Source organism: Kribbella kalugense (assembly GCF_004365875.1).
GTDB lineage: Bacteria > Actinomycetota > Actinomycetes > Propionibacteriales > Kribbellaceae > Kribbella > Kribbella kalugense.
The window spans coordinates 821,018-847,036 of record NZ_SODF01000002.1 but is presented as its reverse complement, the minus strand read 5'-3'; the positions used below and the strand labels follow the sequence as shown (position 1 = coordinate 847,036).

Annotated in this window: 23 protein-coding genes; 16 read left to right on the top strand and 7 right to left on the bottom strand. The window is 68.1% G+C overall.

Going from position 1 to position 26,019, the window contains the following annotated elements; genetic code table 11:
* Positions 1–72: 72 nt before the first annotated feature.
* Positions 73–3,000, top strand: coding sequence for a M36 family metallopeptidase (locus tag EV650_RS21720; protein ID WP_134120872.1), 2,928 nt, complete (start codon positions 73–75; stop codon positions 2,998–3,000).
* 66 nt (positions 3,001–3,066) lie between these two features.
* On the opposite strand, the gene EV650_RS21715 is transcribed toward EV650_RS21720, so the two are convergent.
* Positions 3,067–3,609: a PadR family transcriptional regulator gene (locus tag EV650_RS21715; RefSeq protein WP_134120871.1), complete on the bottom strand. Its 543-nt coding sequence runs from the start codon at positions 3,607–3,609 to the stop codon at positions 3,067–3,069.
* A gap of 107 nt (positions 3,610–3,716) precedes the next feature.
* Here EV650_RS21715 and EV650_RS21710 point away from each other — a divergent pair, with 107 nt between their 5' ends.
* Positions 3,717–4,547, top strand: coding sequence for an SDR family NAD(P)-dependent oxidoreductase (locus EV650_RS21710; protein WP_134120870.1), 831 nt, complete (start codon positions 3,717–3,719; stop codon positions 4,545–4,547).
* Between the two features lie 13 nt (positions 4,548–4,560).
* Positions 4,561–5,400, top strand: a complete 840-nt coding sequence (locus tag EV650_RS21705; protein ID WP_166678232.1) for an SDR family NAD(P)-dependent oxidoreductase — start codon at positions 4,561–4,563, stop codon at positions 5,398–5,400.
* A 62-nt stretch (positions 5,401–5,462) separates the two neighbouring features.
* Here the strand turns inward: EV650_RS21705 and EV650_RS21700 are convergent, their stop codons facing one another.
* The gene (locus tag EV650_RS21700; protein WP_134120868.1) at positions 5,463–6,470 is read right to left on the bottom strand and encodes a LacI family DNA-binding transcriptional regulator; all 1,008 of its coding nucleotides are present in this window, start codon (positions 6,468–6,470) and stop codon (positions 5,463–5,465) included.
* A gap of 326 nt (positions 6,471–6,796) precedes the next feature.
* On the opposite strand from EV650_RS21700, the gene EV650_RS21695 reads away from it, so the two are divergent.
* Both EV650_RS21695 and EV650_RS21690 read left to right on the top strand, forming a co-directional pair.
* Positions 6,797–7,699 carry an amidohydrolase family protein gene (locus EV650_RS21695; RefSeq protein ID WP_134120867.1) on the top strand — a complete coding sequence of 301 codons (903 nt, stop codon included), beginning with the start codon at positions 6,797–6,799 and terminating at the stop codon, positions 7,697–7,699.
* On the top strand, positions 7,696–8,256 hold the full coding sequence (locus EV650_RS21690; protein WP_134120866.1) for a cysteine dioxygenase: 561 nt from the start codon (positions 7,696–7,698) through the stop codon (positions 8,254–8,256). Before EV650_RS21695 ends, EV650_RS21690 begins: the two co-directional genes overlap by 4 nt.
* A gap of 45 nt (positions 8,257–8,301) precedes the next feature.
* Here EV650_RS21690 and EV650_RS21685 read toward each other — a convergent pair whose 3' ends face one another.
* Complete coding sequence (locus EV650_RS21685) at positions 8,302–8,889, bottom strand: hypothetical protein (protein WP_134120865.1); 588 nt, start codon at positions 8,887–8,889, stop codon at positions 8,302–8,304.
* A 142-nt stretch (positions 8,890–9,031) separates the two neighbouring features.
* Between EV650_RS21685 and EV650_RS21680 the strand changes: the two genes are divergently transcribed.
* Positions 9,032–9,910, top strand: coding sequence for a bifunctional helix-turn-helix transcriptional regulator/GNAT family N-acetyltransferase (locus EV650_RS21680; protein ID WP_238174364.1), 879 nt, complete (start codon positions 9,032–9,034; stop codon positions 9,908–9,910).
* Here EV650_RS21680 and EV650_RS21675 read toward each other — a convergent pair.
* Both EV650_RS21675 and EV650_RS21670 read right to left on the bottom strand, forming a co-directional pair.
* Complete coding sequence (locus EV650_RS21675; protein ID WP_134120864.1) at positions 9,880–10,920, bottom strand: phosphotransferase family protein; 1,041 nt, start codon at positions 10,918–10,920, stop codon at positions 9,880–9,882. The genes EV650_RS21680 and EV650_RS21675 overlap by 31 nt on opposite strands.
* A gap of 39 nt (positions 10,921–10,959) precedes the next feature.
* Positions 10,960–12,057, bottom strand: a complete 1,098-nt coding sequence (locus EV650_RS21670; protein WP_134120863.1) for a TIGR03118 family protein — start codon at positions 12,055–12,057, stop codon at positions 10,960–10,962.
* Positions 12,058–12,183: 126 nt separating this feature from the next.
* Here EV650_RS21670 and EV650_RS21665 point away from each other — a divergent pair, with 126 nt between their 5' ends.
* Complete coding sequence (locus tag EV650_RS21665; RefSeq protein WP_134120862.1) at positions 12,184–12,990, top strand: PhzF family phenazine biosynthesis protein; 807 nt, start codon at positions 12,184–12,186, stop codon at positions 12,988–12,990.
* Here EV650_RS21665 and EV650_RS21660 read toward each other — a convergent pair.
* A complete protein-coding gene (locus tag EV650_RS21660) occupies positions 12,987–13,610 on the bottom strand; it encodes a hypothetical protein (protein WP_238174363.1) in 624 nt (207 codons plus the stop codon). The two genes, EV650_RS21665 and EV650_RS21660, sit on opposite strands and share 4 nt — an antisense overlap.
* 279 nt (positions 13,611–13,889) lie before the next feature.
* On the opposite strand from EV650_RS21660, the gene kdpF reads away from it, so the two are divergent.
* The 6 genes from kdpF (at position 13,890) to EV650_RS21630 (ending at position 21,630) form a co-directional block, all read left to right on the top strand.
* Complete coding sequence (kdpF, locus tag EV650_RS21655; protein ID WP_131363646.1) at positions 13,890–13,979, top strand: K(+)-transporting ATPase subunit F; 90 nt, start codon at positions 13,890–13,892, stop codon at positions 13,977–13,979.
* Positions 13,979–15,640, top strand: coding sequence for a potassium-transporting ATPase subunit KdpA (gene kdpA, locus EV650_RS21650; RefSeq protein ID WP_134120860.1), 1,662 nt, complete (start codon positions 13,979–13,981; stop codon positions 15,638–15,640). Before kdpF ends, kdpA begins: the two co-directional genes overlap by 1 nt.
* An 89-nt stretch (positions 15,641–15,729) precedes the next feature.
* A complete protein-coding gene (gene kdpB / locus EV650_RS21645) occupies positions 15,730–17,727 on the top strand; it encodes a potassium-transporting ATPase subunit KdpB (protein ID WP_238174571.1) in 1,998 nt (665 codons plus the stop codon).
* A gap of 13 nt (positions 17,728–17,740) precedes the next feature.
* The gene (locus tag EV650_RS21640) at positions 17,741–18,370 is read left to right on the top strand and encodes a potassium-transporting ATPase subunit C (RefSeq protein ID WP_134120858.1); all 630 of its coding nucleotides are present in this window, start codon (positions 17,741–17,743) and stop codon (positions 18,368–18,370) included.
* A gap of 12 nt (positions 18,371–18,382) precedes the next feature.
* On the top strand, positions 18,383–20,956 hold the full coding sequence (locus EV650_RS21635) for a sensor histidine kinase (protein WP_134120857.1): 2,574 nt from the start codon (positions 18,383–18,385) through the stop codon (positions 20,954–20,956).
* Positions 20,953–21,630, top strand: a complete 678-nt coding sequence (locus tag EV650_RS21630) for a response regulator (protein WP_134120856.1) — start codon at positions 20,953–20,955, stop codon at positions 21,628–21,630. The genes EV650_RS21635 and EV650_RS21630 overlap by 4 nt, the downstream gene beginning before the upstream one ends.
* A 4-nt stretch (positions 21,631–21,634) precedes the next feature.
* Here the strand turns inward: EV650_RS21630 and EV650_RS21625 are convergent, their stop codons facing one another.
* Entirely contained in the window at positions 21,635–23,467 is a 1,833-nt protein-coding gene (locus tag EV650_RS21625) for an APC family permease (protein ID WP_202874796.1), read from the bottom strand.
* Positions 23,468–23,615: 148 nt separating this feature from the next.
* Between EV650_RS21625 and EV650_RS21620 the strand changes: the two genes are divergently transcribed.
* The 3 genes from EV650_RS21620 to EV650_RS21610 are packed head-to-tail and all read left to right on the top strand — an operon-like array spanning position 23,616 to position 25,949.
* A complete protein-coding gene (locus tag EV650_RS21620) occupies positions 23,616–24,458 on the top strand; it encodes a hypothetical protein (RefSeq protein ID WP_134120855.1) in 843 nt (280 codons plus the stop codon).
* Positions 24,459–24,513: 55 nt separating this feature from the next.
* Positions 24,514–25,110, top strand: a complete 597-nt coding sequence (locus EV650_RS21615; RefSeq protein WP_134120854.1) for a TetR/AcrR family transcriptional regulator — start codon at positions 24,514–24,516, stop codon at positions 25,108–25,110.
* Positions 25,107–25,949: an alpha/beta hydrolase gene (locus EV650_RS21610; protein ID WP_134120853.1), complete on the top strand. Its 843-nt coding sequence runs from the start codon at positions 25,107–25,109 to the stop codon at positions 25,947–25,949. Before EV650_RS21615 ends, EV650_RS21610 begins: the two co-directional genes overlap by 4 nt.
* Positions 25,950–26,019 lie beyond the last annotated feature (70 nt).

Here is a 26,019-nt window from a genome sequence, read left to right as displayed (position 1 = left end):
CAGGCTTAGGGTCAGCCCCCGGGACGGGTCGTGGAGGGCGATCCGCTAATACGAACTCCATGGAGATTTGCAGTGACCACATCACGCAGAGGGCGGGGGCTCCTCGCAGTCTCAGCCGTCTCCGCGGCCGCCGTCGTGCTGGCCATGACCGCCGGTGGCGCGGACGCCGCGCAGCAGAAGACCGGTCCTGAGGCCAAGAAGCCGGCGCAGGCCGACAAGCAGCAGGCTTCTGGCAAGGAGCGTAAGGGCAACTACGACGCCCGGACGCCGAACGCGAAGACCACCTACGCCCGCTCCGCCAAGGTCGAGGGCAAGGAGACGGCGGCGGCGAAGAAGTTCAGCGACTCGCTCGGCCCGCAAGGCGTCGTCTCGGTCGACCCGAACACCGGCACCCCGGCGCAGGTCACCAAGCTGAACGGCTTCCTGACCGGCAAGAGCGGCAAGAAGGCCGCCGACGTCGCGCTCGGCTACGTCAAGGCCCACCCGGAGGTCTTCAAGCTCTCCGCCGCGGACCTCGGCACGCTGAAGCTGCGCAAGGACTACGTCGACGACCTCGGTACCCACCACATCTTCTGGGCTCAGGTTGTCGACGGCGTCGAGGTCTTCGGCAACGGCCTGAAGGCCAACGTCACCAAGCACGGCGAGCTGATCTCCGTGATGGGCTCCCCGGTCTCCGGCCTCGCTTCGGCCGCCCAGACCCGGTCCGCCGCGGCCGCGCCGAAGGTGTCCGCCGCGAGCGCCCGTAGTGCGGCCATCGAGGACGTCGGCGGTACGGCGAAGTCCGCGACCGCCAAGACCTCCGGTGTGAACACCAAGTGGAGCAACGGCGACACCGCCCAGCAGGTGTGGTTCCACACCGCCGACGGGCTGCAGAAGGGCTGGCTGACCTACACCAACTCCGGTGGCCAGAACATCTACAGCCACGTGGTCGACGCCCAGACCGGTGCCACGCTGTACCGCAAGGACCTGGTCAGCGAGGGCAACGGCGACGCGCTGGTGCAGGACTACTACCCGGGTGCCGCCAAGGGCGGCACGCAGCGGGTGGAGAACCTGATCTTCAACAAGTGGCTGCCGAAGAACGCCAAGACCCTCCTCGACGGTACGTCGGTGCAGGCCTGGGCGGACGTCAACGACGACAACCAGCCGAACGCGGGCGAGACGGTCAAGGTGCCCGGCACCCCGACCGGCGGTCAGTACAAGATCGTCCCCTTCCAGAGCGCGTCGTCGTTCTGCTCGACCTCGTTCATCTGCACCTGGGACCCGGCGAAGCCGGACTCCTGGAAGACCAACATGAACCAGGACGTCACCAACGCGTTCTATCTGGCCAGCAACTACCACGACTGGCTGGCCAAGCCGCCGATCAGCTTCACCCCGGCGGCCGGCTCGTTCGACACCGCGGGCGGCGACCCGGTCCAGCTGAACGCGCTGGACGGTGCGGCCACCGCAGCGAACGGCGGCCCGGACGCCAACCACATCGACAACGCGAACATGTCGACCCCGCCGGACGGCACCCCGCCGACCATGCAGATGTACCTGTGGCACCAGCCCGGTGCGACCGACGCGCAGGACGGCTTCGTACCGTCCAGCGGCGCGAACGACGCGAGCGTGCTGTACCACGAGTACACCCACGGTCTGTCCAACCGCCTGGTCGTCGACGCCACCGGCAACTCGACGCTGAACAGCATCCAGGCCGGTTCGATGGGTGAGGCGTGGAGCGACTTCTACGCGATGGACTACCTGGTCTCGCACGGCCTGGAGAAGGACACCACTGCTCCGGGTGAGGTCCTCGAGGGCCGCTACGTGGCCCACGGCGACCTGTTCCGTACCCAGGCCATCGACTGCAGGGTGCACGCGGTCAGCCCGAACTGCATCCAGCCCGACGGTTCGAAGGGCGGCTACACCTACGCCGACTTCCCGACCATCGGCGGAACGCCCGAGGTGCACGCCTCCGGTGAGGTCTGGGCGCAGACCCTGTGGGACCTGCGCGAGCGTTTCGGCCGTAGCTACGCGATGAGCATCATCACCCGCGCGATGGAGCTGTCGCCGGCAGACCCGACGATGCTCGACATGCGCAACGCGATCGTCCAGGCCGACCTGGTCGCCAGCGGCGGCAAGAACGCCGACACGATCTGGACCGTCTTCGCCAACCGCGGCATGGGCTGGTACGCCGGTGTCATCGACGGCGGCGACGCGTTCCCGGCCGAGGACTTCCACAAGCCGCCGACAGGCGCCACCACGACGCTCAGCGGCACCGTCAAGGACAAGGACACCGGTGCTCCGATCGCCGGCGCCCTGGTCTACGTCGGCGGTCACTCCTCCGGGTACGCCGGTGACTACGCCGGCGCGACCGATGCCAATGGCAACTACACCATCACGGGTGTCGCTCCGGGTACCTACCCGAAGCTCGTGATGTCCGCACCGGGCTACGAGCTGCTGGTCCAGCCGGCCACGGTCAAGGCCGGCGCCAAGGCGAACTTCACGCCACGTCGCAACTGGGCGGCCGCGTCCGGCGGTGGCACGGTGGCCGACTTCAACGGTCCGGACTTCAGCCCGCAGTGTGGGCCCGGGTTCGCGATCGACAACGCCCAGGGCACCGGCTGGGGCAGCACGACCGGCGACGACAACGGCACGCCGACCAACAAGATGATCGAGAAGCACATCGACATCAAGCTGCCGGCGAAGGTGAACGTCAGCGACTTCAACATCGACCCGTCCAACACCTGTGGTGACCCGGGCAGCGCTTCGACCGGTGGTTACCGGGTGGAGACCTCGGCCGACGGCACCACCTGGGCGGTCGCGGCGTCGGGCACCTTCGACGCCACGAACCGGGGCAAGTACAACTTGGTCGCCCCGACCGCCAACGCGACCGGCGTCCAGTACGTCCGGTTCGTGATGACCAGCCCGCAGGTTCCGGACTTCGAGACGAACTGCCCGCTCGGCGCGTTCGGTGGCTGCCAGTTCACCGACATGACCGAGATCCAGGTCTTCGGCAAGAAGTAACGAAGTACCGCAGTACCCCTCCCGCGAAGGCCGGCCGAGCACCCGCTCGGCCGGCCTTCCGGTATGTCAGGAGGGCTTGGCAGGCTTTGCCGGAGGGACGGTTTGGGCCCATTCGGCCCAGTCGGCGAGGGCGGAGTACAGGCGGATGCCGGCTTCGATCGTGACCCGCATCGACTGGGTCTGCTCGCTGTAGCCGAACTCGCCGCGGTCCTTGCGGGCCGCGTAGTCGCGGTAGTTCTGTTCGAGCTCGCGGTAGTACCGGGCCTCGGCCTCGAGGTGGCGTTGCAGTTCGTCGGTGTCCATCAGCCAGAAGAACAGCGAGCGCAACAGCGGCTGCAGCCGCATGGTGTGGTCGACTTCGACGTCGGTCAGCCAGCGCTTGACCTCCGCGATCCCCGCGTCGGTGATCCGGTACGCCTTCCGCCGCCGAGGTCCCTCGCTCTCGACCTCGACCAGGCCCTCGGCCGCGAGCTTGTTCAGCTCGGCGTAGATCTTCGGATGCTGCGCCGGCCAGACCGAGCTGAGCAGTTCGGTGAACCGCCCGGCCAGGTCGTATCCGCTGGCCGGTCCCTCGGCGAGCAGCCCGAGCAGCCCGTGCCGCAGTGACATGTCCGTCTCCTTCGCTGGACCGCCATCTTGACATGTCCCCCGGGACACCTGCATGCTCTCATATGTCCCTAGGGACATGTCCCAGAGAACATCTGTGAGGAGTGCATATGACTGAGGCACGAGCGGTTCTCGTCACCGGATCGACCGGCGGCATCGGTACGGCGACGGTCCGGCTGCTGCAGCGCCGGGGTTTCACTGTGTACGCCGGGGCGCGCGGACGGGCCGAGTTCGATCCGGAAGTGCGTGTGTTGCCGTTGGATGTGGCGGATCCGGAGAGCGTCGCGGCGGCGGCCAAGCGGGTCGCGAGTGAGGTCGACGGGCTGTGGGCGGTGATCAACAACGCCGGCGTGATCGTGCAGGGTCCGCTGGAGCTGGTGCCGGCGGACGAGTGGCGACGGCAGCTCGAGGTGAACACGCTCGGGCCGGCCGCCGTTGTGCGAGAGTTCCTGCCGCTGGTGCGTGCCGGGGCTGGGCGGATCGTGAACGTGAGTGCGGCGACCGGGCGGGTCGCGATGCCGTTGCTGGGCGCGCTGTCCGCTAGCAAGGCTGGGCTGGAGGCTCTGTCGAATGCGCTGCGGCTGGAGTTGGCGGCGTGGAAGATCCCGGTCGTGGTGATCGAGCCGGGGACGACCGAGACGGAGATCTTCGCTCGTGCTGGTGTGGCCGCGGATGCTTCTCTTCAGCGCGCCGACCGCGAGCGGGTCGAGCTGTACCAAGCGCATCTGGCGGCGTACGAGAAGGCGATGAGCCGCTTCAAGCCAGGACCGGTGGAGAAGGTTGCCGAGGTCATCGTTCGGGCGGTGGAGGCGCGTCGGCCGCGTCGTCGGTACGCGATCGCCGAGGCTCGCACACTCGGCGCAATCCTGCCGAAACTCCCAGCCGGACTGCGGGATCGAGTGCTCAGCAGCGCCCTCGGCCTGAATGGGGTCAAGGCATGAGAAGGGTCGCGTTGTGAGCACGGTCGTGTTGATCGGCGCGACCTCTGGCCTCGGGCGACGGGCGGCCGAACAGCTGGCTGCTGGCGGGCACCGGCTGTTCCTGGTCGGGCGGGATCCGGACCGTGCCGTGGCCTTGGCCAAACAGTTGCCGGATGCAACGGTCATTGCGGCGGACGTGTCGGTGCGTTCAGGGATCGAGTACGTCGCCGCCGAGATCGCGGGCCGGGTCGAGCGGATCGACGTACTCGTCAACAACGCGGGCGTGATGACGCCGACGCGTCAGGTCAGTGCTGAAGGGGTTGAGCTCAATCTCGCCGTACATCAGCTGGCGCCGTGGTCCGCAGTCGCGTTGCTCGGGCACCTGATCCCCGCCGGCGGACGGATCGTGAACGTGAACTCGGAGGGCCATCGCTCACCGATGCGGGGCGGTGTGGTGCGGATCGACCCGGCGCGATTGGCGGACGGACCGGAGTCATTCGACCCGTTCCTGACCTACAGCCGAAGCAAGCTGACCAACCTGCTGTTCACGTACGAACTCCAGCGCCGACGGCCGGACTGGAACGTCGTCGCCGTACATCCAGGAGTGGTACGGACGGACCTCGGCCGCCAGTTCCCGCGCTGGCAGGTCGCGGCGCTCTCCGCATTCTCACTCCCGCCCCGCCGCGGCGCCGAACCAGTAGTCCGCCTCGCGGTCGGCCCCGAGCCCCCAACCGGCTACTACGACCGCTTCACCCAGGTCCGCTCGTCAACCATCTCGTACGACGACCAGCTCGCCCGCCAGGTCTGGGCAGCAACCGAGGAGCTCCGCCCGCATGATGCGACGTCGGTCCGGATTGTGGACAACGGGGAGTAAGTGCAGTGACTTAGTCTAGTTTCGGTCGGGTGGAACCTGTCGCGCCTCGGTGGCCGTCTCGCTCAGGAGGGCGGGGCGGCGACCGTGCCGCGCTCGATCAGGGTCGGCGTCAGGGTGGTGCGTCGGACGCGGCGGTTGGTGTCGACGGCGGACGTGACGCGGGAGACCACGTGTCCGACCAGCTCGTCCAGCGGCCAGTGGAACGTCGACAGCGGCGGGGTAAGCAGCTGGGACATCGGCTGGTCGTCGTACCCGAGCAGGGACAGGTCCTCCGGGATCCGCAGGCCGAGCTCGCGGCTGGCGGCGTACACCCCGAAGGCCATCGAGTCGGCGAGCGCGAGGATGCCGGTCGGGCGCGGGGTGCTGGTGAGCAGCGTCCGGGCGACCTCGGTCGCGCCGGCCAGATCGTGCGGGCATTGCAGCAGGCGGAGCTCGAGTCCGAGGTCGGCCGCTACCCGCTGGGCGATCTCTTCGGCCGGGCGCTCGATCTCGAAGCGCCGGGTCGGGCTGAGTACGGCGATGGTGCGGTGACCGGCCTCGGCCAGCCGGCGAAGCGCCGTACTCACGCCGGTTTCGTTGTCGAGGATCACCTCGGACTTCGCCTTCGCGCCGGGCAGGGCGTCGCCGATCGCGATCACCGGCGCCTGCTTGGTGATCTCGGCCCAGGCCTTGGCGGCCGGGTCGATCGGGATCACCACGATCGCGTCGGCGCGGTGGTCGACCAGGTGCTGGGCGAGCTCGAGCTGACGGTCGGCGTCGCCGGCCGAGTCGATGATCCAGGCGTTCCGGTCCGGGGCCAGCAGCTCCCGGCCGAGCGCGGCCGCGACTCGCTGCTGCCACAGGTCCTCGAGCGAGGCGCAGAGCACGCCGATCGAACCGCTGCGACCCGAGGCGAGCGCGCGGGCGACCGGATCGGCCTGGTAACCGAGCCGGTCGGCGGCGTCCTGGACCCGCTGCCGGGTCTCCGGCGTGCCGTGCAGGCCACGCAGCGCATACGACACCGCGGCCATCGAGAGCCCGGTTTCGGCGGCGATGTCCTTGAGGGTTGGCCTCCGGCTGGTTCCGGACATGTCCACGACCCTAGGGCAAGCCATGGACAAAACCAGCCGCCACCGCCGACCGCCTCCGGGGTTGACCCCTCGGATGGTCGGTTGGCGCCCGGTATGCGGGCGGAGCAACCGGCAAGCTCCGGGGTTGACCCCTCAAACGTCCGGGGGTCGAGCTCAGGTGTCCGGGAGGCGAGCTCAGGTGTCCGGGAGGCGAGCTCGGGCGTCCGGAGGGCGGGGTCAGGCGTCCGGGGAGCGAGGGGGTTACTTGACAAGAGTGGCTTTGAAGCGCTTCACTCTAGTCATCCTGAAGCGCTTCAATCTGATCAAACCGCCGGGAGGAGGGGCCGATGATCGACGTCCACCAGCACTTGTGGCCGGAGGCCTTCGTCGACCGGCTCCGAGCCCGGAGCGAGCCGCCGTACCTCGACGGCTGGACGCTGCACACCGCGACCGAGGCGCCGTACGACGTGGATCCCGCGGCGCACGAGATCGACAAGCGGGTCGCGATTGAGCAGGACGAGGGTACGACGCTCGCCGTCGTGTCGCTGTCGAGTCCGCTGGGTGTCGAGTACCTCGGTGACGCCGAGTTGCTGGCCGCGTGGCACGACGGGGCGGCGGAGTTCCCGGAGCCGTTCAAGGCCTGGGCCTCGGTCAACCTGCTCGAGCCTGATCTCCCCGCGCTGGAATCCCTTCTGGACAAGGGCTTTCTGGGGTTGCAGTTGCCGGCTCACGCGCTCGGCGAGCCAGCAGCGTGGGAGGCGCAGGGGGAGTTGCTGCGGACCGCCGAGCGACTTGGCAAACCGATCCTCGTGCACCCCGGCTCGGCTCGATCGACCGATGGGCCGTGCTGGTGGGCGCCGGTCGTCGACTACACGTCCCAGTTGCAAGCGGCCTGGTGGGCGTGGCATGCGTTCGGTGGACGACGTTCGTACCCGAAGCTGCGCTTGTGCTTCGCCGCCGCGGCCGGTCTCGCGCCGGTGCACCACGAGCGGCTGTCCGCCCGCGGTGGGCGGCTCGGCACCATCGACACCAATCTGTACGTCGACACCTCGAGTTACGGCCCGCAGGGAATCGACGCGGTCGCGCGGATCCTCGGCATCGACCAGGTCGTGCACGGCACCGACCGGCCGTACGCCGGGTCCACCGACCTCCGCCAGGGCGACGCCGCGACCGCGGTGATCCGCCACGACAATCCACACCGGCTGCTGTTCGGCACCGGCGTACCTACTCCTGAGAGGGGAGTGCAGTGACTGCTCAGCCGATCGACGTACCTAACGTTCCGGCGCGCCAGGCCAGCCGGCTCGTGGAGCTCAACGACTGTCTGTCGCTCGACAACCTTCCAGGACGTGATCTCACCCCTGACGAGTTGGCCGAGCTGGCCGGCGGTCTCGCGGCCCAGCCGCACCTGTGGGAGGACAAGGTCGCCTACAGCGACGACGAGCGCGTGTTCGCCTCGCTGCACCGCGACGCAAACGTCGACGTCTGGCTGATCTGCTGGACCCCGGTCAACGACACCGGCTGGCACGACCACGACGTGTCCTCAGGCGCCGTCGCGGTCGCCCGCGGCAAGCTGGTCGAGCACAACCTGGCGATCGGCGTCGAATCGGTCGAGACCGAGATCGAGGCAGGCGATGTGTACGGCTTCGGTCCGGACCACATCCACCGCGTCGTCGGCCTCGACAAGGGCAGCGTCACCGTCCACGCCTACAGCCCCCCGCTGTGGCGGATGGGCCAGTACTCCGTCAAGGACGGCGTACTCCGCCGGGTCTCCGTCTCCTACGCCGACGAACTCCGTCCGCTGGACTGAGTGGGCAAGCCGGCCTCAAGCCGAGGTCGGAGGAACGTTGAGCAGTCAAGCAGACCTGTACGAGAACGCCTGCTCGGCTTGCTCGACGATCCGCAGCCGCACCAGCCGCCTCCGGAGCAGAGGTCGCACCCAGACGAGCCGCCGCCATCCGACCCGATAGTGGATCAGCGTCGAGAACAGTTGCACGATCAGCCACTCGGCCGGCACGATCCCGTCAGCCCGGATCGCAATCTCGTTGGCTTGGCGCGGGCCGCCGATGTTCATCGCAGCTGAGGTAGATGCCGGTGCACTGCTCCAGGCCTGCCGCGCATGAACGGTGACCTCGGCGCGAAGCAGTTCAATGAAGCTGTTGTAGACCTGACCGAGTTCGGCGCTCTCTCCGCTGACCCAGCCAGTAGCGAATGCGAGGGCGGCCTTGAGTTCAGCGCCGAGCGACTCAAGTCTCGCGAGTGTCTCCTTGGTGTCGTCGACGCGGCGGTAGATCCGCTCCGGGTACTGCCCCCAGGCGTTCATCGCCTTCACCGCGTCGGCGTATCCAGCGCGCACCGTTTCGGTGCGTGCACCGCTTCTATCGAGCATCTTGCCGGCCAGCGTTCCGAGCACCGAAGACCCGAACGCGATCGACACGATCACGGACCAAGAGGACGAAGCCGCAAGATCTGGCATCTGCTCCCCTCGTCGCTCGACCGCAGACCCACTAGTCATTCTGTGCGTTTGGCGCGTCTTTCGTTTGACAGCGCGTGCCGCTGACCGATTCTCTGACTAAAGTCAGAGGGTGGAGGTCGAGGCGGTACGGCGGTTCAATCGGGTCGTGACGCAGCGGGTTGGGGCGTTGGACGAGGCGTATCTCGGGCGGGATCGGCCGTTGGGGCAGGACCGGGTGTTGTGGGAGATCGGGCCGGAGGGTTGTGATGTGCGGGCTCTCCGGGCCCGGCTCGAGCTGGATTCGGGGTACTTGAGCCGGCTGCTGCGGTCGCTGGAAGGTGCCGGGCTGGTCCGGGTCGAGCCGAGTGTGGGGGACCGACGGGTGCGAATCGCCCGGTTGACTGCCGACGGTGTCGCCGAGCGGGAGCTGCTCGACGCGCGGTCGGACCAGCTCGCCACCTCGATGCTGGATCCGCTGAGTGCGCGGCAGCGGGATCGGCTGGTCGCGGCGATGGACGAGGTGTCGCGGCTGCTGACCGCGTCGCTGGTGCAGGTCGAGGTGATGGATCCGCGGCGGGCGGAGGCGCAGTACTGCCTGGAGGCGTACTTCGCCGAGCTCGGGCGGCGGTTCGATACCGGGTTCGACCACACCCGCAGCATCTCGGCCGGCAATGCCGAGCTGACGTTGCCCGCGGGGTTGTTGCTAGTGGCAACACTTCACGCCGAGCCGGTCGGCTGTGGTGCGCTCAAACTGCATGATGGAGAGCCGGCGGAGCTCAAGCGGATGTGGGTCTCGCCCGACATACGAGGGCTCGGGGTGGGACGGCGGCTACTCCAGGAGCTCGAGCGAGAAGCGGTCGCTCACGGTGCTCTCGCCGTACGACTGGAGACGAATCGGACGCTGACCGAGGCGATCGCCCTCTATCGCGCGCAGGGCTATCAGGAGGCTCCCGCCTTCAACGCCGAGCCTTACGCGCATCACTGGTTCGAGAAGTCTTTGAAGGCCTGAAAGGTCCGCGGGGGTTGGCGGGCTTCGTCCCAGCGGTGTCGCATCGCGTCGGCCAAGGTCTCGAACCACGCACTGAGGGTCGGATAAGTGGGGCTGGATGCGGCCGCCGAGGTGATGGTTTGGACTATCTGGGTGCGGCGGCGAAGGGCATCGGCCGGGGTCTGGGTGGAGGCGATCAGCGGGAGGCGGGCGAGGCGAATGATGGCCCAGGTGGCGCAGCCGGTGGCAATGAGACGGGTGTAGTCGCAGCCGGAGAGTGTCTCCCGGTAGGCGTCGTCCATCTCATCGATGACGGCTGGGGGAAGGACTGCCCAGTGGCCGTACTGCGGGAACGGTAGACGTAAGCACGCGGCGTCGAGTCCGGGATGTCGCCGGCCGGCGCCCTCGAAGTCGACCAGGCGAGCTTCGCCGTCGACCAGCACGACGTTGTTCGGGGTGAAATCGCCGTGGGTGAAGGCAGTCAGCTCACGCAGGTCGCGGGCGAGCTCGGTCAACTCGACATCATCCGGTGGCGGGCAGCCGAAGTCAGCCGCGGCCGTGACGATACCGGGCCAGTTGTCGAGCGCGCGATCGAGGAACGTTCCCTGATGGGCTGCGGCGAACGACGGGTTTGTTGCTCCGTGCAACTTGCCGGCCAGTTTCGCCATTGCCAGCAGGCCGTTCGTCGCGGCCTGGGGATCGTTGCCGAATAGGAGGTCCTGGACAGTTGGGCCGGCGCCCAGGTCCGTCATGACGACCAGCTGGTCGGGGACACCGGTCAGGAAGCGTGGTGCGAGACCTGATGCGCGGAGGTGCTCGAGTGCGAGCTGTTCGTTGGCCAGCGCGCCCCACTCGCCCCCGATCGGCCGGCGGCTCTTGGCGATCACGGTCCGGCCGATGCCGTCGTACTCGCGGTCGAGGGTCAACCGTGCGACCGGAGCCAACTCGCTGTTGCCGAGCTCCGTCCGCCCGATGATGCGGACGTCCTGCTCGAGGAGTTCTCCGAGCAGGCGCTCGACTGTGCGTTCCACCCGCCGACCATAGTCGCCGGCGGGTGGACGCGGGTTTTGCTACGGGTGACGCAGTACGCCCACGAGGCCGTGGGTTTCCTTGTTCGGGCCGGCGGAGAACCACAGGGAGTCGGTTCCACCGGTTGTGGCGGTGCCTTGGAGCAAGGCCCACAGGCCGTCGATCACCAGGGTCTTGCCGTGGGTGTTGCGGACCTGACCGGTGACGTCGTACCGGCCGTGGGACTTCGGTCGCAGGATGTTGATGTGGCCGTCGCCGAAGTTGCCGACCAGGAGTGTGCCGGCGGGCTCACCCCAGGACGTCGGCGCGAGAGCCAGACCCCACGGTGCGTTCAGGCTGCCGTGCGAGGCGACGCGGGTGAGCAGTTTGCCGTCGAGGGAGTACTCGTCGACGAGCCCGAGTCCCCGGCCGGCCTGGCTGCGGCCGGTCTTCGGGTCCGGCTTGGCGTACGACACGAAGATCCGCCCGTTCAGGGTCTGCACGTTGAACGGCGCGTATCCACGCGGGAGCGAGAAGTCGCGGAACGCCCACCGCGGCAGCTTCACCGGCATGAACGCGTTGTCGAACACGTCGACCCGCCCCTGCGCGAAGTTGGCCGCGAACAGCTTGTCATTCGTCGGCGAGATCGCCAGACCGGTGTACGCCGCACCCGGTGTCATCGCCTTGATCTGGGCGTCACCGATTGCCGGCGTGACCGGCGGACCCCAAGCAGCGATCTGGCCGGTCAAGGTGGCGAAGATGAACCGGGCCGGCCCACTGACGGTCCCGTTGCTGAGCACGAATCCGGTGCCGGCGTTGTTGACCTGCCCGGTCGGCAACGGCACGTTCACCCGGACGGTCGGCACCTTGGTGGCCGTGGTCGCGCCCGGCGCGGACGAGTAGAGCGTGGAGGTCGACGTACCGGTGTTGGACACCCAGAGCGGGGTGGCCGCGCCCATGGAGAGACCCCAGGCGTTGACCAGATCGGGATCCTGCAGGGCGGCCTTGCCGGCCTGGTCCGAGACCAGATTGACCTGCTGTACGGCGAGTGGCGAGTGATGCGACTGGTGAGCGCTGGCGGATGCCGGTGCGATCAGGGCGAGACCGCTGACGACTGCGGCCGCCGCAGCGAGGGGACGGCCTTTCGAGCGGAGCGACATGTCACTTTCCTGTCGGTCGGGATGCGGACACCATCGACACGGCTGAATTGCACGGGCGGTTCAAAGGCCACTAGGTCGGAAAGTGGCTATAGAAGGTGACTGCGCAGTCCCATAGCGTCAAGCAGTATGAGGATTCGGGTGATTGACGCGTTTGCCGAGCGGCCGTTCACGGGCAATCCGGCCGGAGTGTGTCTGCTCGACGCCGGGGAGTGGCCGGACGAGGCCTGGATGCTGGCCGTCGCGGCCGAGATGAACCACGCCGAGACCGCGTTCGCGCGGCCGTCGGAGCGGGCCGACGCGGACTGGGATCTGCGCTGGTTCACGCCGACGCTGGAAGAGCGGCTCTGTGGTCATGCCACGCTCGCGACCACGCATGCGCTGGCGTCGGACGGCAAGGTGTCCGGGAAGGTGTCTTTCGCGACGCGGAGCGGCATCTTGATCGCGGAGGTCGCCGACGACGGGATCACGCTGGACTTCCCGGTCAACCGGCCGATCGAGACGCCAGTGCCTGACAGGCTCGCGGCGGCGGTGGCGGCCGAGCCGATCGAGGTCTACATCGCGGGCGAGCTGCGCGATCTCCTGGTCGTCGTCCGTGACGAGGCGACGGTGCGCGCGGTGGTCCCGGACTACGACGTGATGACCGGGATCATTCAGCGCGAGAAGCTGCGCGGGGTGATCGTGACCGCGGAAGGTTCGGAGTACGACTTCGTGTCGCGGTTCTTCGCGCCGGGGAGCGGGATCCCGGAGGACCCTGTGACCGGGAGCGCTCACACGAGTCTGGCGCCGTACTGGGGTGAACGCCTCGGGCGGAACGAGCTGGTCGGCTACCAGGCGTCCGCCCGAGGCGGTGTCGTTCGGGTCAGCTCATCCGGCGACCGCGTCTACCTGAAGGGCCAGGCGATCACGGTCCTGGACGGGGAGCTGTTGGTCTAGGCCCAGGTCTCGGCGTGGGTGGCGACGCCGTTCGGGGCGATGAGTTCGGTGACGACGTCCTCGGCATCGGCGTCCAGCGCCTCGAACGGCAGCTCGGGTACGACGTACGCCCGGGCGCCGGCGACCATCTCGACGCCGGGCAGCTCGAACCACGCCTCGCCGACCTCGCGGCTGATCTCGTAGATGGCCTGCTCGGCCGAGTCGACCGGGTCGAGTTCGCCGGACTCGTCCAGCTCGGCGGGGTGCCGTTCCTGCGCGGCCCGGCCGGCGTCCAGGAGTGCGTCCAGGTCGACCACGCGGAGGTCGAACCGCGACACCACGCTGATCACGTGGTCCTCCTCGACGTCGTCCTCGTCCTCGTCGTCGACGGAGTCGTCCAGCAGCAGTGGCGCCGTACCCGTGTGCTCGAAGACGGCCTCGTTCCAGTCCTCGACGAGCTCCTCGAGGGCGGCGTTCTGCTCGTAGAGGCCGGCCTGCTCCTCCTCCCCGGTCATCGCGAGCAGGGCGTCGGTGTGCGCCTGGAGCCGCTCGGCGAGCTTGCGGCTGGCCTCGGCGAGAGCGGTCCGGGTCTCCGCGGAGAAGAACGGCTCGGCGGGGGCGGTGTCGTCCAGATCGGTCACGTGGGTGATCTTCCCTTGCTGTCGGTGGGAGTTGCCAGCGTAAGTATGTGAGAAGCCTGTGAGAGCTCTGTCAGCGGGTGTGAGAGGCGTGCGAGAACCCTCCTGACCACGCAGCTAGCGGTGTGCAGTGAGTGCATGAGCCATGAACGAGCGAAGCGAGCTCATCATCAATCGCTGTGTGCTGTGAGGTGGCGCCGTCATGCATGACGTGATCTATCTCGCCGTCACCGTCGTCGTCTTCGCGGTCATCTGGGCCGCGCTGCGTGGAGTGGAGAAGCTGTGAGCGCCGAGAACATCGCCGGCCTGGTGGTGGCCGTGGCTCTGGTCCTCTACCTGGTCGCCGCCCTGATCTTTCCCGAGAGGTTCTGATGTCCGACACAGCAGCCGGCCTGTTGCAGGTCGGCGCCCTCATCGTGCTCCTGGCGGTCTGCTACCGGCCGCTCGGCGGGTACATGGCCCGCGTCTACACGGGTGAGAAGCACTCGCGCGTCGAGCGCGGCGCCTACAAACTGTTCGGCGTCGACGCGAAGGCCGAGCAGACCTGGGCGGTCTACGCCCGGTCCGTGGTCGCCTTCTCCGCCGTCAGCGTGATCCTGCTCTACCTGCTCCAGCGGCTGCAGCACGCGCTGCCGCTGTCCAACGGGTTGCCCGGGGTCGAGTCCGGCCTGGCGTTCAACACCGCCGCGTCGTTCGTCTCGAACACCAACTGGCAGTCCTACGTCCCCGAGGTCACGATGGGCCACCTGGTCCAGTTCGCCGGCCTCGCGGTGCAGAACTTCCTGTCCGCGGCCGTCGGCGTCGTCGTCGCGATCGCGGTCATCCGCGGGTTCGCCCGGTCCAAGACCGACCGGCTCGGCAACTTCTGGGTCGACCTGACCCGGACCGTGATCCGGGTCCTGCTGCCGATCTGCATCCTCGGCGGCCTGCTGCTGGTCGCGATGGGCGTCGTACAGAACTTCTCCAGTGGCCACGAGGTCACCTCGGTGGTCGGCCAGGCGCAGACCCTCCCGGGTGGTCCGGTGGCGAGCCAGGAAGTGATCAAGGAGCTCGGCACCAACGGCGGTGGCTACTACAACGCGAACTCCGCGCACCCGTTCGAGAACCCGAACCCGCTGTCCGACCTGTTCGAGATCTTCCTGCTGCTGCTGATCCCGGTCTGCCTGACCCGCACCTTCGGCGTGATGGTCAAGGACAAGCGGCAGGGCTACGCGATCCTCGGCGTGATGGGCACGATCTGGGGCGCCTTCGTCTTCCTCGCGACCCTCTTCGAGACCCAGGGCGCTGGTACTGCGACCCGGGCGGCCGGAGCCGCGATGGAGGGCAAGGAGACCCGGTTCGGTGAATGGGCGTCCTCGCTGTTCGCGGTGTCCACAACCGGTACGTCGACTGGCGCGGTCAACGCGATGCACGACTCGTTCACTCCACTCGGTGGCGGCGTACCGCTGTTCCACATGATGCTGGGAGAAGTGACGCCCGGCGGTACGGGGACCGGTCTGTACGGCATCCTCGTGCTCGCCGTACTCACGGTGTTCGTGGCCGGACTGATGGTCGGCCGAACCCCGGAGTACCTGAAGAAGAAGATCACCGGGCGCGAGATGAAGCTGGTCTCGCTGTACATCCTGGCCACGCCGACCGTCGTACTGGTCGGGGCGTCGCTGGCGATGGGCCTGGCCACGGCGCGGGCGTCGATCCTCAACACCGACAGCCCGCACGGCTTCTCCGAAGTGCTGTACGCGTTCACGTCGGCCGGTAACAACAACGGCAGTGCGTTCGCCGGTATCAGCGCGAACATCCCCTTCTACAACACGGCTCTCGGGCTGGTGATGCTGCTCGGCCGGTTCGTGCCGATCGTGATCGTGCTGGCGCTGGCCGGCTCGTTCGCCCAGCAGCAGCCGGTCCCGGTGACCCAGGGCACGCTGCCCACCCACAAGGCGCTGTTCGTGACGATGCTGGTCGGAGTGGTCATCATCGTCACCGGCCTGACCTACTTCCCCGCCCTCACCCTCGGACCCCTCGCGGAGGGACTGTGACCACGCTAGTGAAGACCCCTCCTCCGGCCCCGAAGAACACGGCCGAGAGGGTGGCGAAGAAAGCACCGTCGGGGGCGTTCGACCCTCGCATGCTGCTGACGGCCCTGCCCGATGCGGTGAAGAAGCTCGACCCGCGGGTGATGGTGAAGAACCCGGTGATGTTCGTGGTCGAGGTGGGCGCGGTCGCGTCCACGATCAAGGCCGTCACCGACTCCAGCGTGTTCGTCTGGTGGATCGTGGTCTGGCTGTGGCTGACCGTGGTGTTCGCGAACCTGGCCGAGGCGGTGGCCGAAGGCCGCGGCAAGGCCCAGGCCGAGACGCTGCGGCGGGCGAAGACTGAGACCACGGCGCGACGCCTCACCGACAGCGGTGAGGAGGAGATCCCGGCCACGCAGCTGCAACTGGGCGACCGGGTGGTCGTCGAGGCCGGGCAGATCATCCCCGGTGACGGCGACGTCATCGAGGGCGTGGCAAGTGTCGACGAGTCGGCCATCACCGGCGAGTCGGCGCCGGTGATCCGCGAGTCCGGTGGCGACCGCAGTGCGGTCACCGGCGGCACCAAGGTGCTGTCGGACCGGATCGTCGTACAGATCACCACCAAGCCGGGCGAGAGCTTCATCGACCGGATGATCGCCCTGGTCGAGGGCGCCTCGCGGCAGAAGACGCCGAACGAGATCGCACTGAACATCCTGCTCGCCAGTCTGACGATCGTCTTCCTGATCGCGGTCGCGACGCTGCCGACGTTCGCCAACTACGCGCACACGAACCTGAGCATCGTGATCCTGGTGGCCCTGCTGGTCGCCCTGATCCCGACCACGATCGGTGCGCTGCTGTCCGCGATCGGTATCGCCGGCATGGACCGGCTGGTCCAGCGCAACGTGCTGGCGATGTCGGGCCGTGCGGTCGAGGCCGCGGGTGACGTGAACACCCTGCTGCTGGACAAGACCGGCACCATCACGCTGGGCAACCGGCAGGCGTCGGAGTTCATCCCGGTCAAGGGTGTGAGCGACACCGAGCTGGCCGACGCGGCCCAGCTGTCCAGCCTGGCGGACGAGACGCCCGAGGGCCGGTCGATCGTCGTACTGGCGAAGACCGGGTACGGGTTGCGCGAGCGGCACACCGGAGAGTTGCCGCACGCAACCTTCGTGGAGTTCACCGCACAGACCCGGATGAGTGGTGTGGACGTCGACGGACGGCAGGTCCGCAAGGGCGCGGCCGGTGCGGTCAACGCCTGGATCAGTCAGCACGGCGGCACCACCGACCCGCAGCTCGGCGAGATCGTCGACGGCATCTCGGCTTCCGGCGGTACGCCGCTGGTCGTCGCCGAGACGGTGAACGGGAAGGCTCGTCCGCTGGGTGTCATCCACCTGAAGGACGTGGTCAAGGAAGGCATGCGGGAGCGGTTCGACCAGATGCGCGCGATGGGCATCCGGACCGTGATGATCACCGGTGACAACCAGCTGACCGCGAAGGCGATCGCCGAGGAGGCCGGGGTCGACGACTTCCTGGCCGAGGCGACGCCCGAGGACAAGATGGCGCTGATCAAGAAGGAGCAGGAGGGCGGTCGCCTGGTCGCGATGACCGGTGACGGCACCAACGACGCTCCGGCGCTGGCCCAGGCCGATGTCGGGGTGGCGATGAACTCCGGTACGTCGGCCGCCAAGGAGGCCGGCAACATGGTCGACCTCGACTCCAACCCGACCAAGCTGATCGAGATCGTCGAGATCGGCAAGCAGTTGCTGATCACCCGCGGATCGCTGACCACGTTCTCGATCGCGAACGACGTCGCGAAGTACTTCGCGATCCTGCCGGCGTTGTTCGCGGCGGCGTACCCGGGGCTGGACAAGCTGAACATCATGGGTCTGCACTCGCCGCAGTCGGCGATCGTATCCGCCATCGTGTTCAACGCACTCGTCATCGTCGCGCTGGTACCGCTGGCGCTGCGGGGTGTCCGGTACAAGCCGTCGTCGGCGTCCGCGATGCTGCGGCGCAACCTGCTGATCTACGGCATCGGCGGTCTGATCAGCCCGTTCATCGGTATCAAGCTCCTCGACCTGGTGATCTCCTTGATCCCCGGTCTTCGCTGAAAGGCATTTGTTCATGGCAAGCAATCTCCCCGGCTCGGTTCGCCAGTTCGGGGTCGCAATCCGGGCCCTGCTGGTCTTCACCGTTGCCCTCGGCATCCTCTACCCGCTGGCGATGACCGGGGTGGCACAGGGGCTGTTCCACGGGAACGCGAACGGCTCGATCGTCCAGGTGAACGGCAAGGACGTGGCGTCGGACCTGATCGGTCAGGCCTACACGATGGACAGCGGCAAGAAGGACGACAAGGGCGACCCGATCATGGTTGCCGACCCCAAGTGGTTCCAGACCCGGCCGTCCGCGATCGACTACGACGCGATGGGCAGCTCGGGCTCGAACCTGGGGCCGAACAACCCCGACCTGCTCGCGGCGGTCCAGGAGCGGAAGAAGGCCGTCGCGGCACTCGAGGGTGTCAGCGAGTCCCAGGTCCCGCCGGACGCCGTCACGGCCAGTGGTAGCGGTCTCGACCCGGACATCAGCCCGGCGTACGCCGCGCTGCAGGTCAACCGGATCGCCCGTGAGCGCAACCTGAGCGTGCAGCAGGTCCAGCAGTTGGTGAAGGAGAGCACGGAGGGTCGCACGCTGGGCTTCCTCGGTGAACCCCGGGTCAACGTGGTCAAGCTCAACAACGCTCTCGCCGCGCTCTGAGATCATTTAAATATGAGTAAGAGCGGCCGTGGGCATCTGCGGATCTACCTCGGTGCCGCGCCCGGTGTGGGGAAGACCTACAAGATGCTGGGCGAGGGTCAGCGAAGGCTGGCCCGCGGCACCGACGTGGTGGTCGGATTCGTCGAGACCCACGGCCGCGAACACACCGCGGAGATGCTCAAGGGCCTGGAGCTCGTCCCGCGGCGCATCATCGACTACCGCGGCGCGAGCTTCACCGAGATGGACATCGACGCGGTGCTGGCTCGCCGGCCCGAGGTCGCGCTGGTGGACGAGCTCGCGCACACCAACGTTCCGGGCAGCCGGAACGAGAAGCGCTGGCAGGACATCGAGGAGCTGCTGACCGCCGGGATCGACGTGATCTCGGCGGTCAACATCCAGCACCTCGAGTCGATCAACGACGTGGTCGAGAAGATCACCGGCGTACCGCAGCAGGAGACCGTGCCGGACCGGGTGGTCCGGGCCGCGGACCAGATCGAGCTGGTGGACATGACGCCGGAGGCGCTGCGCCGCCGGATGGCCCACGGCAACGTCTACACGGCGGACAAGGTCGACGCTGCCCTGGGCAACTACTTCCGGGTCGGCAACCTGTCCGCCCTCCGCGAACTCGCGCTGCTCTGGCTCGCCGACCGGGTCGACGTCGGCCTGCAGCAGTACCGTGCTCAGCATGACATCGACTCGACCTGGGAAGCCCGGGAACGGGTGGTCGTTGCCCTCACCGGCGGTCCTGAAGGCGAGACCCTGATCCGGCGTGCCGCCCGCATCGCCACCCGCTCCTCCGGCGGGGACCTGCTCGCCGTCCACGTCGCCCGCTCCGACGGTCTGACCGGCGCCGACCCGAAACGTCTGGCCGAGCAACGCAATCTGGTCGAGAGCCTCGGTGGGACCTACCACCAGGTGGTCGGTGACGACATCTCTGACGCGCTGCTGACCTTCGCGCGCGCGGAAAACGCTACCCAGCTGGTCCTCGGGGGGTCGCGCAGGTCTCGGCTGTCATCGCTGCTCACCGGGCCTGGTATTGGGTCGACCACGATCCGAGACTCTGGTGATATCGACGTCCACATCGTCACCCATTCGTTGATGGGCCGTGGCCGGTTGCCACGGTTGCGGGGCAGCCTGTCCACGCGTCGCAAAGTCGAGGGCTTCGTCCTGGCGGTCATGCTCCCGCCGCTGCTCGCGCTGCTGCTGGATCTCGGCAGCGACCACCTGAATCTGACCAGCAATGTGCTGGCCTTCCTCCTCGCCGTGGTCGTCGTGGCCCTGGTCGGTGGGTTGTGGCCGGCGATGCTGACCGCGGTCGCCGGGACGCTCGTCCTGAACTACTTCTTCACGCCGCCGGAGCGGACCTTCACGATCGCCGACCTGAACAACGCGCTCGCGCTGGCGATCTTCATCCTGGTGGCGGCGCTGGTGAGTTCGGTCGTCGACCGGGCGGCCCGACGGACCAGACAGGCAGCCCGGGCGGCGGCCGAGTCCGAGACGCTGGCGACCTTGGCCGGTTCGGTACTGCGTGGTGAGACCGCGCTGCCCGCCTTGCTCGAAAGGGTTCGCGAGGCCTTCGGGATGACCGGCGCCTGCCTGATGGAGCGGGTGGACGACGACGAGCTGACCGAGGTCTGGCGGCCGCTGGCTTCGGCCGGCACTCTGACTTGCACCCGGCCGGAGGAAGCGGACGCCGAGATTCCGGCGCGCGACGACCTCGTCCTTGTACTGCAGGGGCATCAGCTCGCCGCCGACGAACGCCGGTTGGTCGGCGCATTCGCCGCGCACGCGGCTGCGCTCGTGGATCGGGCCCGGCTGAGCGAGGCCGCCGCCGAGGCGAAGCCGCTGGCCGAAGCCGACAAACTGCGTACGGCGCTTCTTCGCGCAGTCGGCCATGATCTCCGATCCCCATTGGCCTCGGCCAAGGCATCCGTGACCAGCTTGCGCAGCGACGACGTCGAGTGGACCGATTCCGAGCGCGAGGAGTTGCTCGAGACGGCGGACGAGTCGCTGGACCGGTTGTCGCGACTCGTGGACAACCTGCTCGACCTCAGTCGGCTGCAGGCCGGCGTACTGCCTGTTTTCACTCGGCCGATGGCGCTGGACGAGATCATGCCCGGCGTACTGGCCGAGCTCGGTGACGATGGTGACAAGGTCACTGTGGACATCCCGCACACGCTGCCGCTGGTCGAGGCGGACCCGGCGTTGCTGGAGCGGGTGATGGCGAACCTGCTGGCCAACGCGGTCCGCTACTCACCGCCCGGGCGGCCGGCGCTGATCACCGGGAGCGCGTTGGGCGACACCGTCGAGCTCCGGGTGATCGATCGCGGACCGGGGATACCGCGCGAGGACCGGGATCGCGTGTTCGCGCCGTTCCAGCGGCTCGGCGACACCGACAACACGGTCGGAGTCGGCCTCGGGCTGGCGCTCGCTCGCGGCCTGGCCGAGGCGATGCACGGCACGCTGCAGCCCGAGGACACCCCAGGCGGCGGACTGACCATGGTGGTAGCGATCCCGACCGCGACCATGCCGCCGGCCAGCGCCCCGGTTCCGGGAACTCGGGAGCGTTCGGAAGGACAACAGTGACCAGGGTTCTAGTGGTCGACGATGAGCCGCAGATCGTGCGGGCGCTGCAGATCAACCTGAAGGCGCGCGGGTACGAGGTCCATCTGGCCGGCACTGGTACGTCGGCGTTGAAGGTGGCAGCCCAGCATCCGCCGGAGCTGGTGATCCTCGACCTCGGGCTGCCGGACTTCGACGGCGTGGACGTGATCCGCGGGCTGCGCGGGTGGACCGAGGCGCCGATCCTGGTGTTGTCCGGACGGACCGATCAGACCGACAAGGTCGAGGCGCTGGACGCCGGCGCGGACGACTACCTGACCAAGCCGTTCGGGATCGACGAGCTGCTGGCCCGGATGCGCGCCGTACTGCGTCGCAGCAACCCGGCCCAGGACCAGCCTGTGGTGACCGTCGGCGGTGCCACGGTCGACCTCGCGGCCAAGCGAGTCACCCTCGAAACCGGCGAAGACATCCGTCTCACCCCGACCGAGTGGCACCTTCTGGAGGTCCTGGTCCGCCACCCCGGCAAGCTGATGTCCCAGCGCCAGCTCCTCACCGAGGTCTGGGGTCCCGGCTACGAGACCGCCAGCGGAAACCTTCGCTTCTACATGGGCCAGCTCCGCCGCAAACTCGAGCCCGACCCCGCCCGCCCCCAGCACCTCCTCACCGAACCGGGGATGGGCTACCGCTTCGAGCCCTAGTCACTCACGCGTTGTGGCTGATGGTGACCAGGGTCGGGGTGGGGTCGGTGGACGGCTCGGTGTCGTGGATGCGGAAGCGGAGCCGGCAGACGATCGCGTCGGTGTCGCGGCGGAGGGCGTGGGCGAGCATGGCGCCGCGCTGGTTCTGCAGTAGGCGTTGCCAGACGTGATCCGGCTCGACTTCGGGAATCAGTACGAACACAGTCTCCAGCTCACAGTGGCGCACGTACTTGATGATCGGGTCGGTCAGCCGGCGGCGGTCGTCGGCGAGGGCGATCAGCGGTACGCCGGGAGTCCAGCGCTCCCAGTCCGCGATCAGCCGGTTGAAGTCGCGCACGTCATCGGGATCGCTCGCATTCACCGCGTGGACGGCGACGACGTCGTGCCCGAGGCCGGAGGCCACCGAGATCGCGTGCCGGGTCAACTTGCTGACGCCGTTCACCGGGACCACGACCCGGGATCGCAAGTGGGTCGGGCGATCCGGGATGCGACCGAGCTCCAGCCGCTCGCCGATCCGCCGGTAGTTGCGGTGGACAACCTCCATCAGCAGCACCAGCAACGGCAACGCGATCACGATCAGCCACGCGCCTTCGGTGAACTTCGTTGCCGTCAGCACTATCGCGGCCACGCCGGTCAGGATCGCGCCGAAACCGTTCAGCGCGAGCTTCGCGCGCCAGCCGGCCGGGCGGCTGTGCCACCAGTGCCGGACCATGCCGGCCTGCGACAACGTGAACCCGACGAAGACTCCGATCGCGAACAACGGGACCAGGGTGTTCATGTCTCCGCGAGCCACGATCAGCAGCGCCGCGGCCACCAGCGTGAGGAACCAGATCCCATAGCGGTACACCTGCCGCTGGCCGCGCAGCTTGAACACGTGCGGCACGAAGTGGTCCTTCGCCAGCAACTGCGCCAGCACCGGGAGTCCGCCGTACGACGTGTTCGCGGCCAGCGCCAGCAGGACCACGGTCGAGAACTGCACGACGTAGTACCCGAAACCGTGGCCGAGCGAGGCGTCGGTGAGCTGGGAGAGTACGGTCACGCCCTCGACCGGCTTGATCTCGAACTTCTTGATCAGGACAGCGAGTCCGAGCAGCATCGTCGCCAGCAGTACGCCGAGTACGACCTCGGCCCGCTGGGCCCGGACGACGCGCGGTTTGCGGAAGCTCGGTACGGCGTTCGCGATCGCCTCGACGCCGGTCAATGCGGCGCAGCCGTTCGAGAACGCCTTCAAAAGCAGGAGAATCCCGATGGCGTGAACCTGACCGGCCTGCTCCGCGCTCGCGGTGGTGACCGCGGGTTCGCCGCGGAGCAGACCGGCCAGAATCACTGTCAGGATGGCCGCGACGAACACGGCGGTCGGCAGGATGAACATCCGCGCGCTGTGCGCGACGCCCTTCAGGTTCACCGCGGTGACCAGGGCGAGTACGGCGAGCGCGATCCACACCCGGTAGGCGAACAGCCCGGGTACGGCGGAGGTCAGCGCGGCGACTCCGGCTGCGACGGACACGGCCACGTTCAGGACGTAGTCGATCACCAGCGATGCGCCGGCGACCAGGCTCGCCCGGCGACCGAGGTACTTCTTCGCGACGCCGTACGAACCGCCGCCGTCCGGGAAGGCGGCGATCACCTGCCGGTAGGACAGCACCAGCACGATCAGCAGCAGCGCGATGGCACCCGTGACCGGCAAGGTCAGCCCGATCGCGTTCGCACCGCCCAGGGCGAGAACCAGGACGATTGCCTCTGGCCCGTAGGCCACCGAAGCCATCGCGTCCAGCGACAACGCCGCCAGACCTCCGATCACACCGAGCCGATGGCGTTCGTTCGTCGCGACAGTCACCTGTCCACTCTCACGCCGTACACCCGTTCCGACACCCGGTCCTGACAGCATCCTCACGGCCCGGACGGCAACCTCAAACGCGCGTCTCACAACCCGATGTCCGTTTCGTTCAAGACGCCGCGGGCTGATGTGCGGGAGGCTCGGGGGTATGGACATCTTTACCGCAGGTCGGGACTTTGTACGGCGGGACGCTCGGGTGCTCGAGCGTCGCCTCTTCACGGCGATTTTCGAGGGCGCTGATCCGCAGGGCGTGGTCGACGCCTTGCGTGGATTCCAGAACGCCGACGGGGGCTTCGGGCAGGGGCTGGAGCCGGACAAGCGGTGTCCGGACAGCCTGCCGCTCGACGTCGAGGTCGCGTTCGACACGCTGATCGCAGCCGGCGCCCGGGACGAGGAGATGGTTCGTCGGGCGACCGACTGGCTCGCCCAGGTCGCGAACGCCGACGGCGCGGTCCCGTTGTGCGGGCCGGCGGTGGAGGGCTACCCGCGCGCCGACCACATGACCGAGTGGACGTACAAGCCCGACCTCAACCCGACGGCGGGTCTGGTCGCGCGGCTGTACCAGCTCGAGGTCGAGCACCCGTGGCGCGACAAGGCCGGCGCCTGGGCCGCGGCCGAGCTGGCGAAGAGCTTGCCGGAGGACGCCCACGCGATGCACGAGGCCTTGGAATTCCTGGAGCACAGCGGGGACGTCGACCTCGATCGGATCCGCGACTGGTTGCCCAAGCTCACGAACTACCGCGCCGACGCCGCCGATCCGACGTACGGCGTCACGCCGCTGCAGTTCGCGCCGACGCCGGACAGCGTCTGGAAGCAGCTGTTCACCGACGCCCAGCTCGAGGCTCACCTCGACCGCCTGATCGCCGACCAGCAGGACGACGGCGGCTGGGCCCTCACCTGGCAACCCCCCGGCCCGGCCGCCACCCTCGAGTACCGCGGCATCGTCACCGTAGGCGCCCTCCGAACCCTAAAGGCCTACAACCGGCTCTAAAATTGCGTGGCGCGAATATTTGCGTGGCGCGCAGTTTTTGGTCTACCGTAGTTGCATGACCGGTCTTCGGGAGCGCAAGAAGTTCGCCACCCGGCAGGCGCTCGGGATCGCGGCGATGCGGCTCGCGATCGAGCGCGGCCTGGAGAACGTCCTGGTCGAGGACATCGCCGCCGCAGCAGGCGTTTCCCCGCGGACCTACAACAACTACTTCGCCAACAAGTACGAGGCGATCTGTGCCCTCGCCACCGACCGCGCCGTTCGAGCCGGATTGGCGCTTCGTGAACGCCCGCCCGACGAGCCGCTGTGGGAGAGCATCCGCCACAGCGTGCTCGTCGAGTACGAAGGCGGCGACCCCGATCCTGAATGGGTGGCCGGAGTGCGCCTCGTCACCGCCGCCCCGGAGTTGCACGGGGAGTACCTCAAGGCCAGGCGCGCGATGGAGCACGAACTTGCGGACGCCATTGCGGTCCGCACCGGCGCGTCCGCCGGCGATCTCGAGCCGGTCGTGCTGGCGGCCGCCGTCAACGCGGCGACCGAACATGCCGTCGGGCAATGGCTCGAAGCAGGAGGGTCCGTACCGGTTCATGCGTACGTCCAGAACGCGCTGTGCGAGCTGGAGTCCCTGCTCCCTGTCGAAAGGCCGATCCGATGACCACTCTTGCTGTGCCCGGTGCCGAGCTTCACTACGAAACTGCCGGCACTGGGCCGGTCCTGCTGCTCATACCCGGTGGCAACGGCGACGCGACGCCGTACGCCGGACTCACGCGCCTGCTGTCCGACGCCTACACGGTCGTTGCCTACAACCGGCGCGGCTTCTCCCTGAGTCCCGTCGACGGTCCGGTGGATGCGGACACCCGGCTCGACGCCGATGCCGACGATGCCGCGGCGCTGATCGACCACTTCGGATCCGGTCCTGCACAGGTCTTCGGCAGCAGTTCCGGCGCGATCGTCGGTCTGCACCTGCTGACCCGCTCGCCGGAACGGGTCTCGAACCTCATCTGCCACGAGCCACCGCTTGCGAACCTCCTTCCGGACGGCGCCGAGTGGCTCGCCTTTCTGGACGGTGTGTATGACGTCTGGCGCAAGCAGGGCGCACAGGAGGCGATGCGCAGATTCGCCGAGCGAATCCTCGGTGTGACCGCGGACGGTACTGCCGACCACCGGTCCGACCGCCTCGCCGCCGTACCGGAGGAACAGCGCGCCGAGCTGATCCGGCGGATCGGCGCCAACCTGGACTTCTGGTTCGAGTACGAGCTCAAGACCTACCCGCGGTACGACGTGGATCTCCCGGCTCTCACCAAGGTCGCGGACCGGCTCGTGCTCGCCGGCGGCGCCGACTCCCGCGAGTTGTTCCCGTACCGGCCGAACGTCGTCCTCGCCGAGCAGCTCGGCCTGTCGGTCGTCGACTTCCCGGGAGACCACATCGGCTACGGGGCACGGGCACCCGAGTTCGCGGTGCAGCTCCGCGAGCTGCTCGCGAACAGAAGTTAGGGTCACTCGGCTCTGCGCACGTACCGCTCACAGATGACCGCTTGCAAGCGTGACGCGACTCTGGGTGAGA

What these genes read in the sequence shown, in the direction of transcription:
- kdpA (WP_134120860.1), top strand. Translation starts at nt 13,979, where the DNA reads ATGTCCGACACAGCAGCCGGCCTGTTGCAGGTCGGCGCCCTCATCGTG.
- EV650_RS21715 (WP_134120871.1), bottom strand. Translation starts at nt 3,609, where the DNA reads ATGTCACTGCGGCACGGGCTGCTCGGGCTGCTCGCCGAGGGACCGGCC.
- EV650_RS21635 (WP_134120857.1), top strand. Translation starts at nt 18,383, where the DNA reads ATGAGTAAGAGCGGCCGTGGGCATCTGCGGATCTACCTCGGTGCCGCG.
- EV650_RS21640 (WP_134120858.1), top strand. Translation starts at nt 17,741, where the DNA reads ATGGCAAGCAATCTCCCCGGCTCGGTTCGCCAGTTCGGGGTCGCAATC.
- EV650_RS21670 (WP_134120863.1), bottom strand. Translation starts at nt 12,057, where the DNA reads ATGTCGCTCCGCTCGAAAGGCCGTCCCCTCGCTGCGGCGGCCGCAGTC.
- EV650_RS21665 (WP_134120862.1), top strand. Translation starts at nt 12,184, where the DNA reads ATGAGGATTCGGGTGATTGACGCGTTTGCCGAGCGGCCGTTCACGGGC.
- EV650_RS21610 (WP_134120853.1), top strand. Translation starts at nt 25,107, where the DNA reads ATGACCACTCTTGCTGTGCCCGGTGCCGAGCTTCACTACGAAACTGCC.
- EV650_RS21695 (WP_134120867.1), top strand. Translation starts at nt 6,797, where the DNA reads ATGATCGACGTCCACCAGCACTTGTGGCCGGAGGCCTTCGTCGACCGG.
- EV650_RS21620 (WP_134120855.1), top strand. Translation starts at nt 23,616, where the DNA reads ATGGACATCTTTACCGCAGGTCGGGACTTTGTACGGCGGGACGCTCGG.
- kdpB (WP_238174571.1), top strand. Translation starts at nt 15,730, where the DNA reads ATGCTGCTGACGGCCCTGCCCGATGCGGTGAAGAAGCTCGACCCGCGG.
- EV650_RS21615 (WP_134120854.1), top strand. Translation starts at nt 24,514, where the DNA reads ATGACCGGTCTTCGGGAGCGCAAGAAGTTCGCCACCCGGCAGGCGCTC.
- EV650_RS21710 (WP_134120870.1), top strand. Translation starts at nt 3,717, where the DNA reads ATGACTGAGGCACGAGCGGTTCTCGTCACCGGATCGACCGGCGGCATC.
- EV650_RS21700 (WP_134120868.1), bottom strand. Translation starts at nt 6,470, where the DNA reads ATGTCCGGAACCAGCCGGAGGCCAACCCTCAAGGACATCGCCGCCGAA.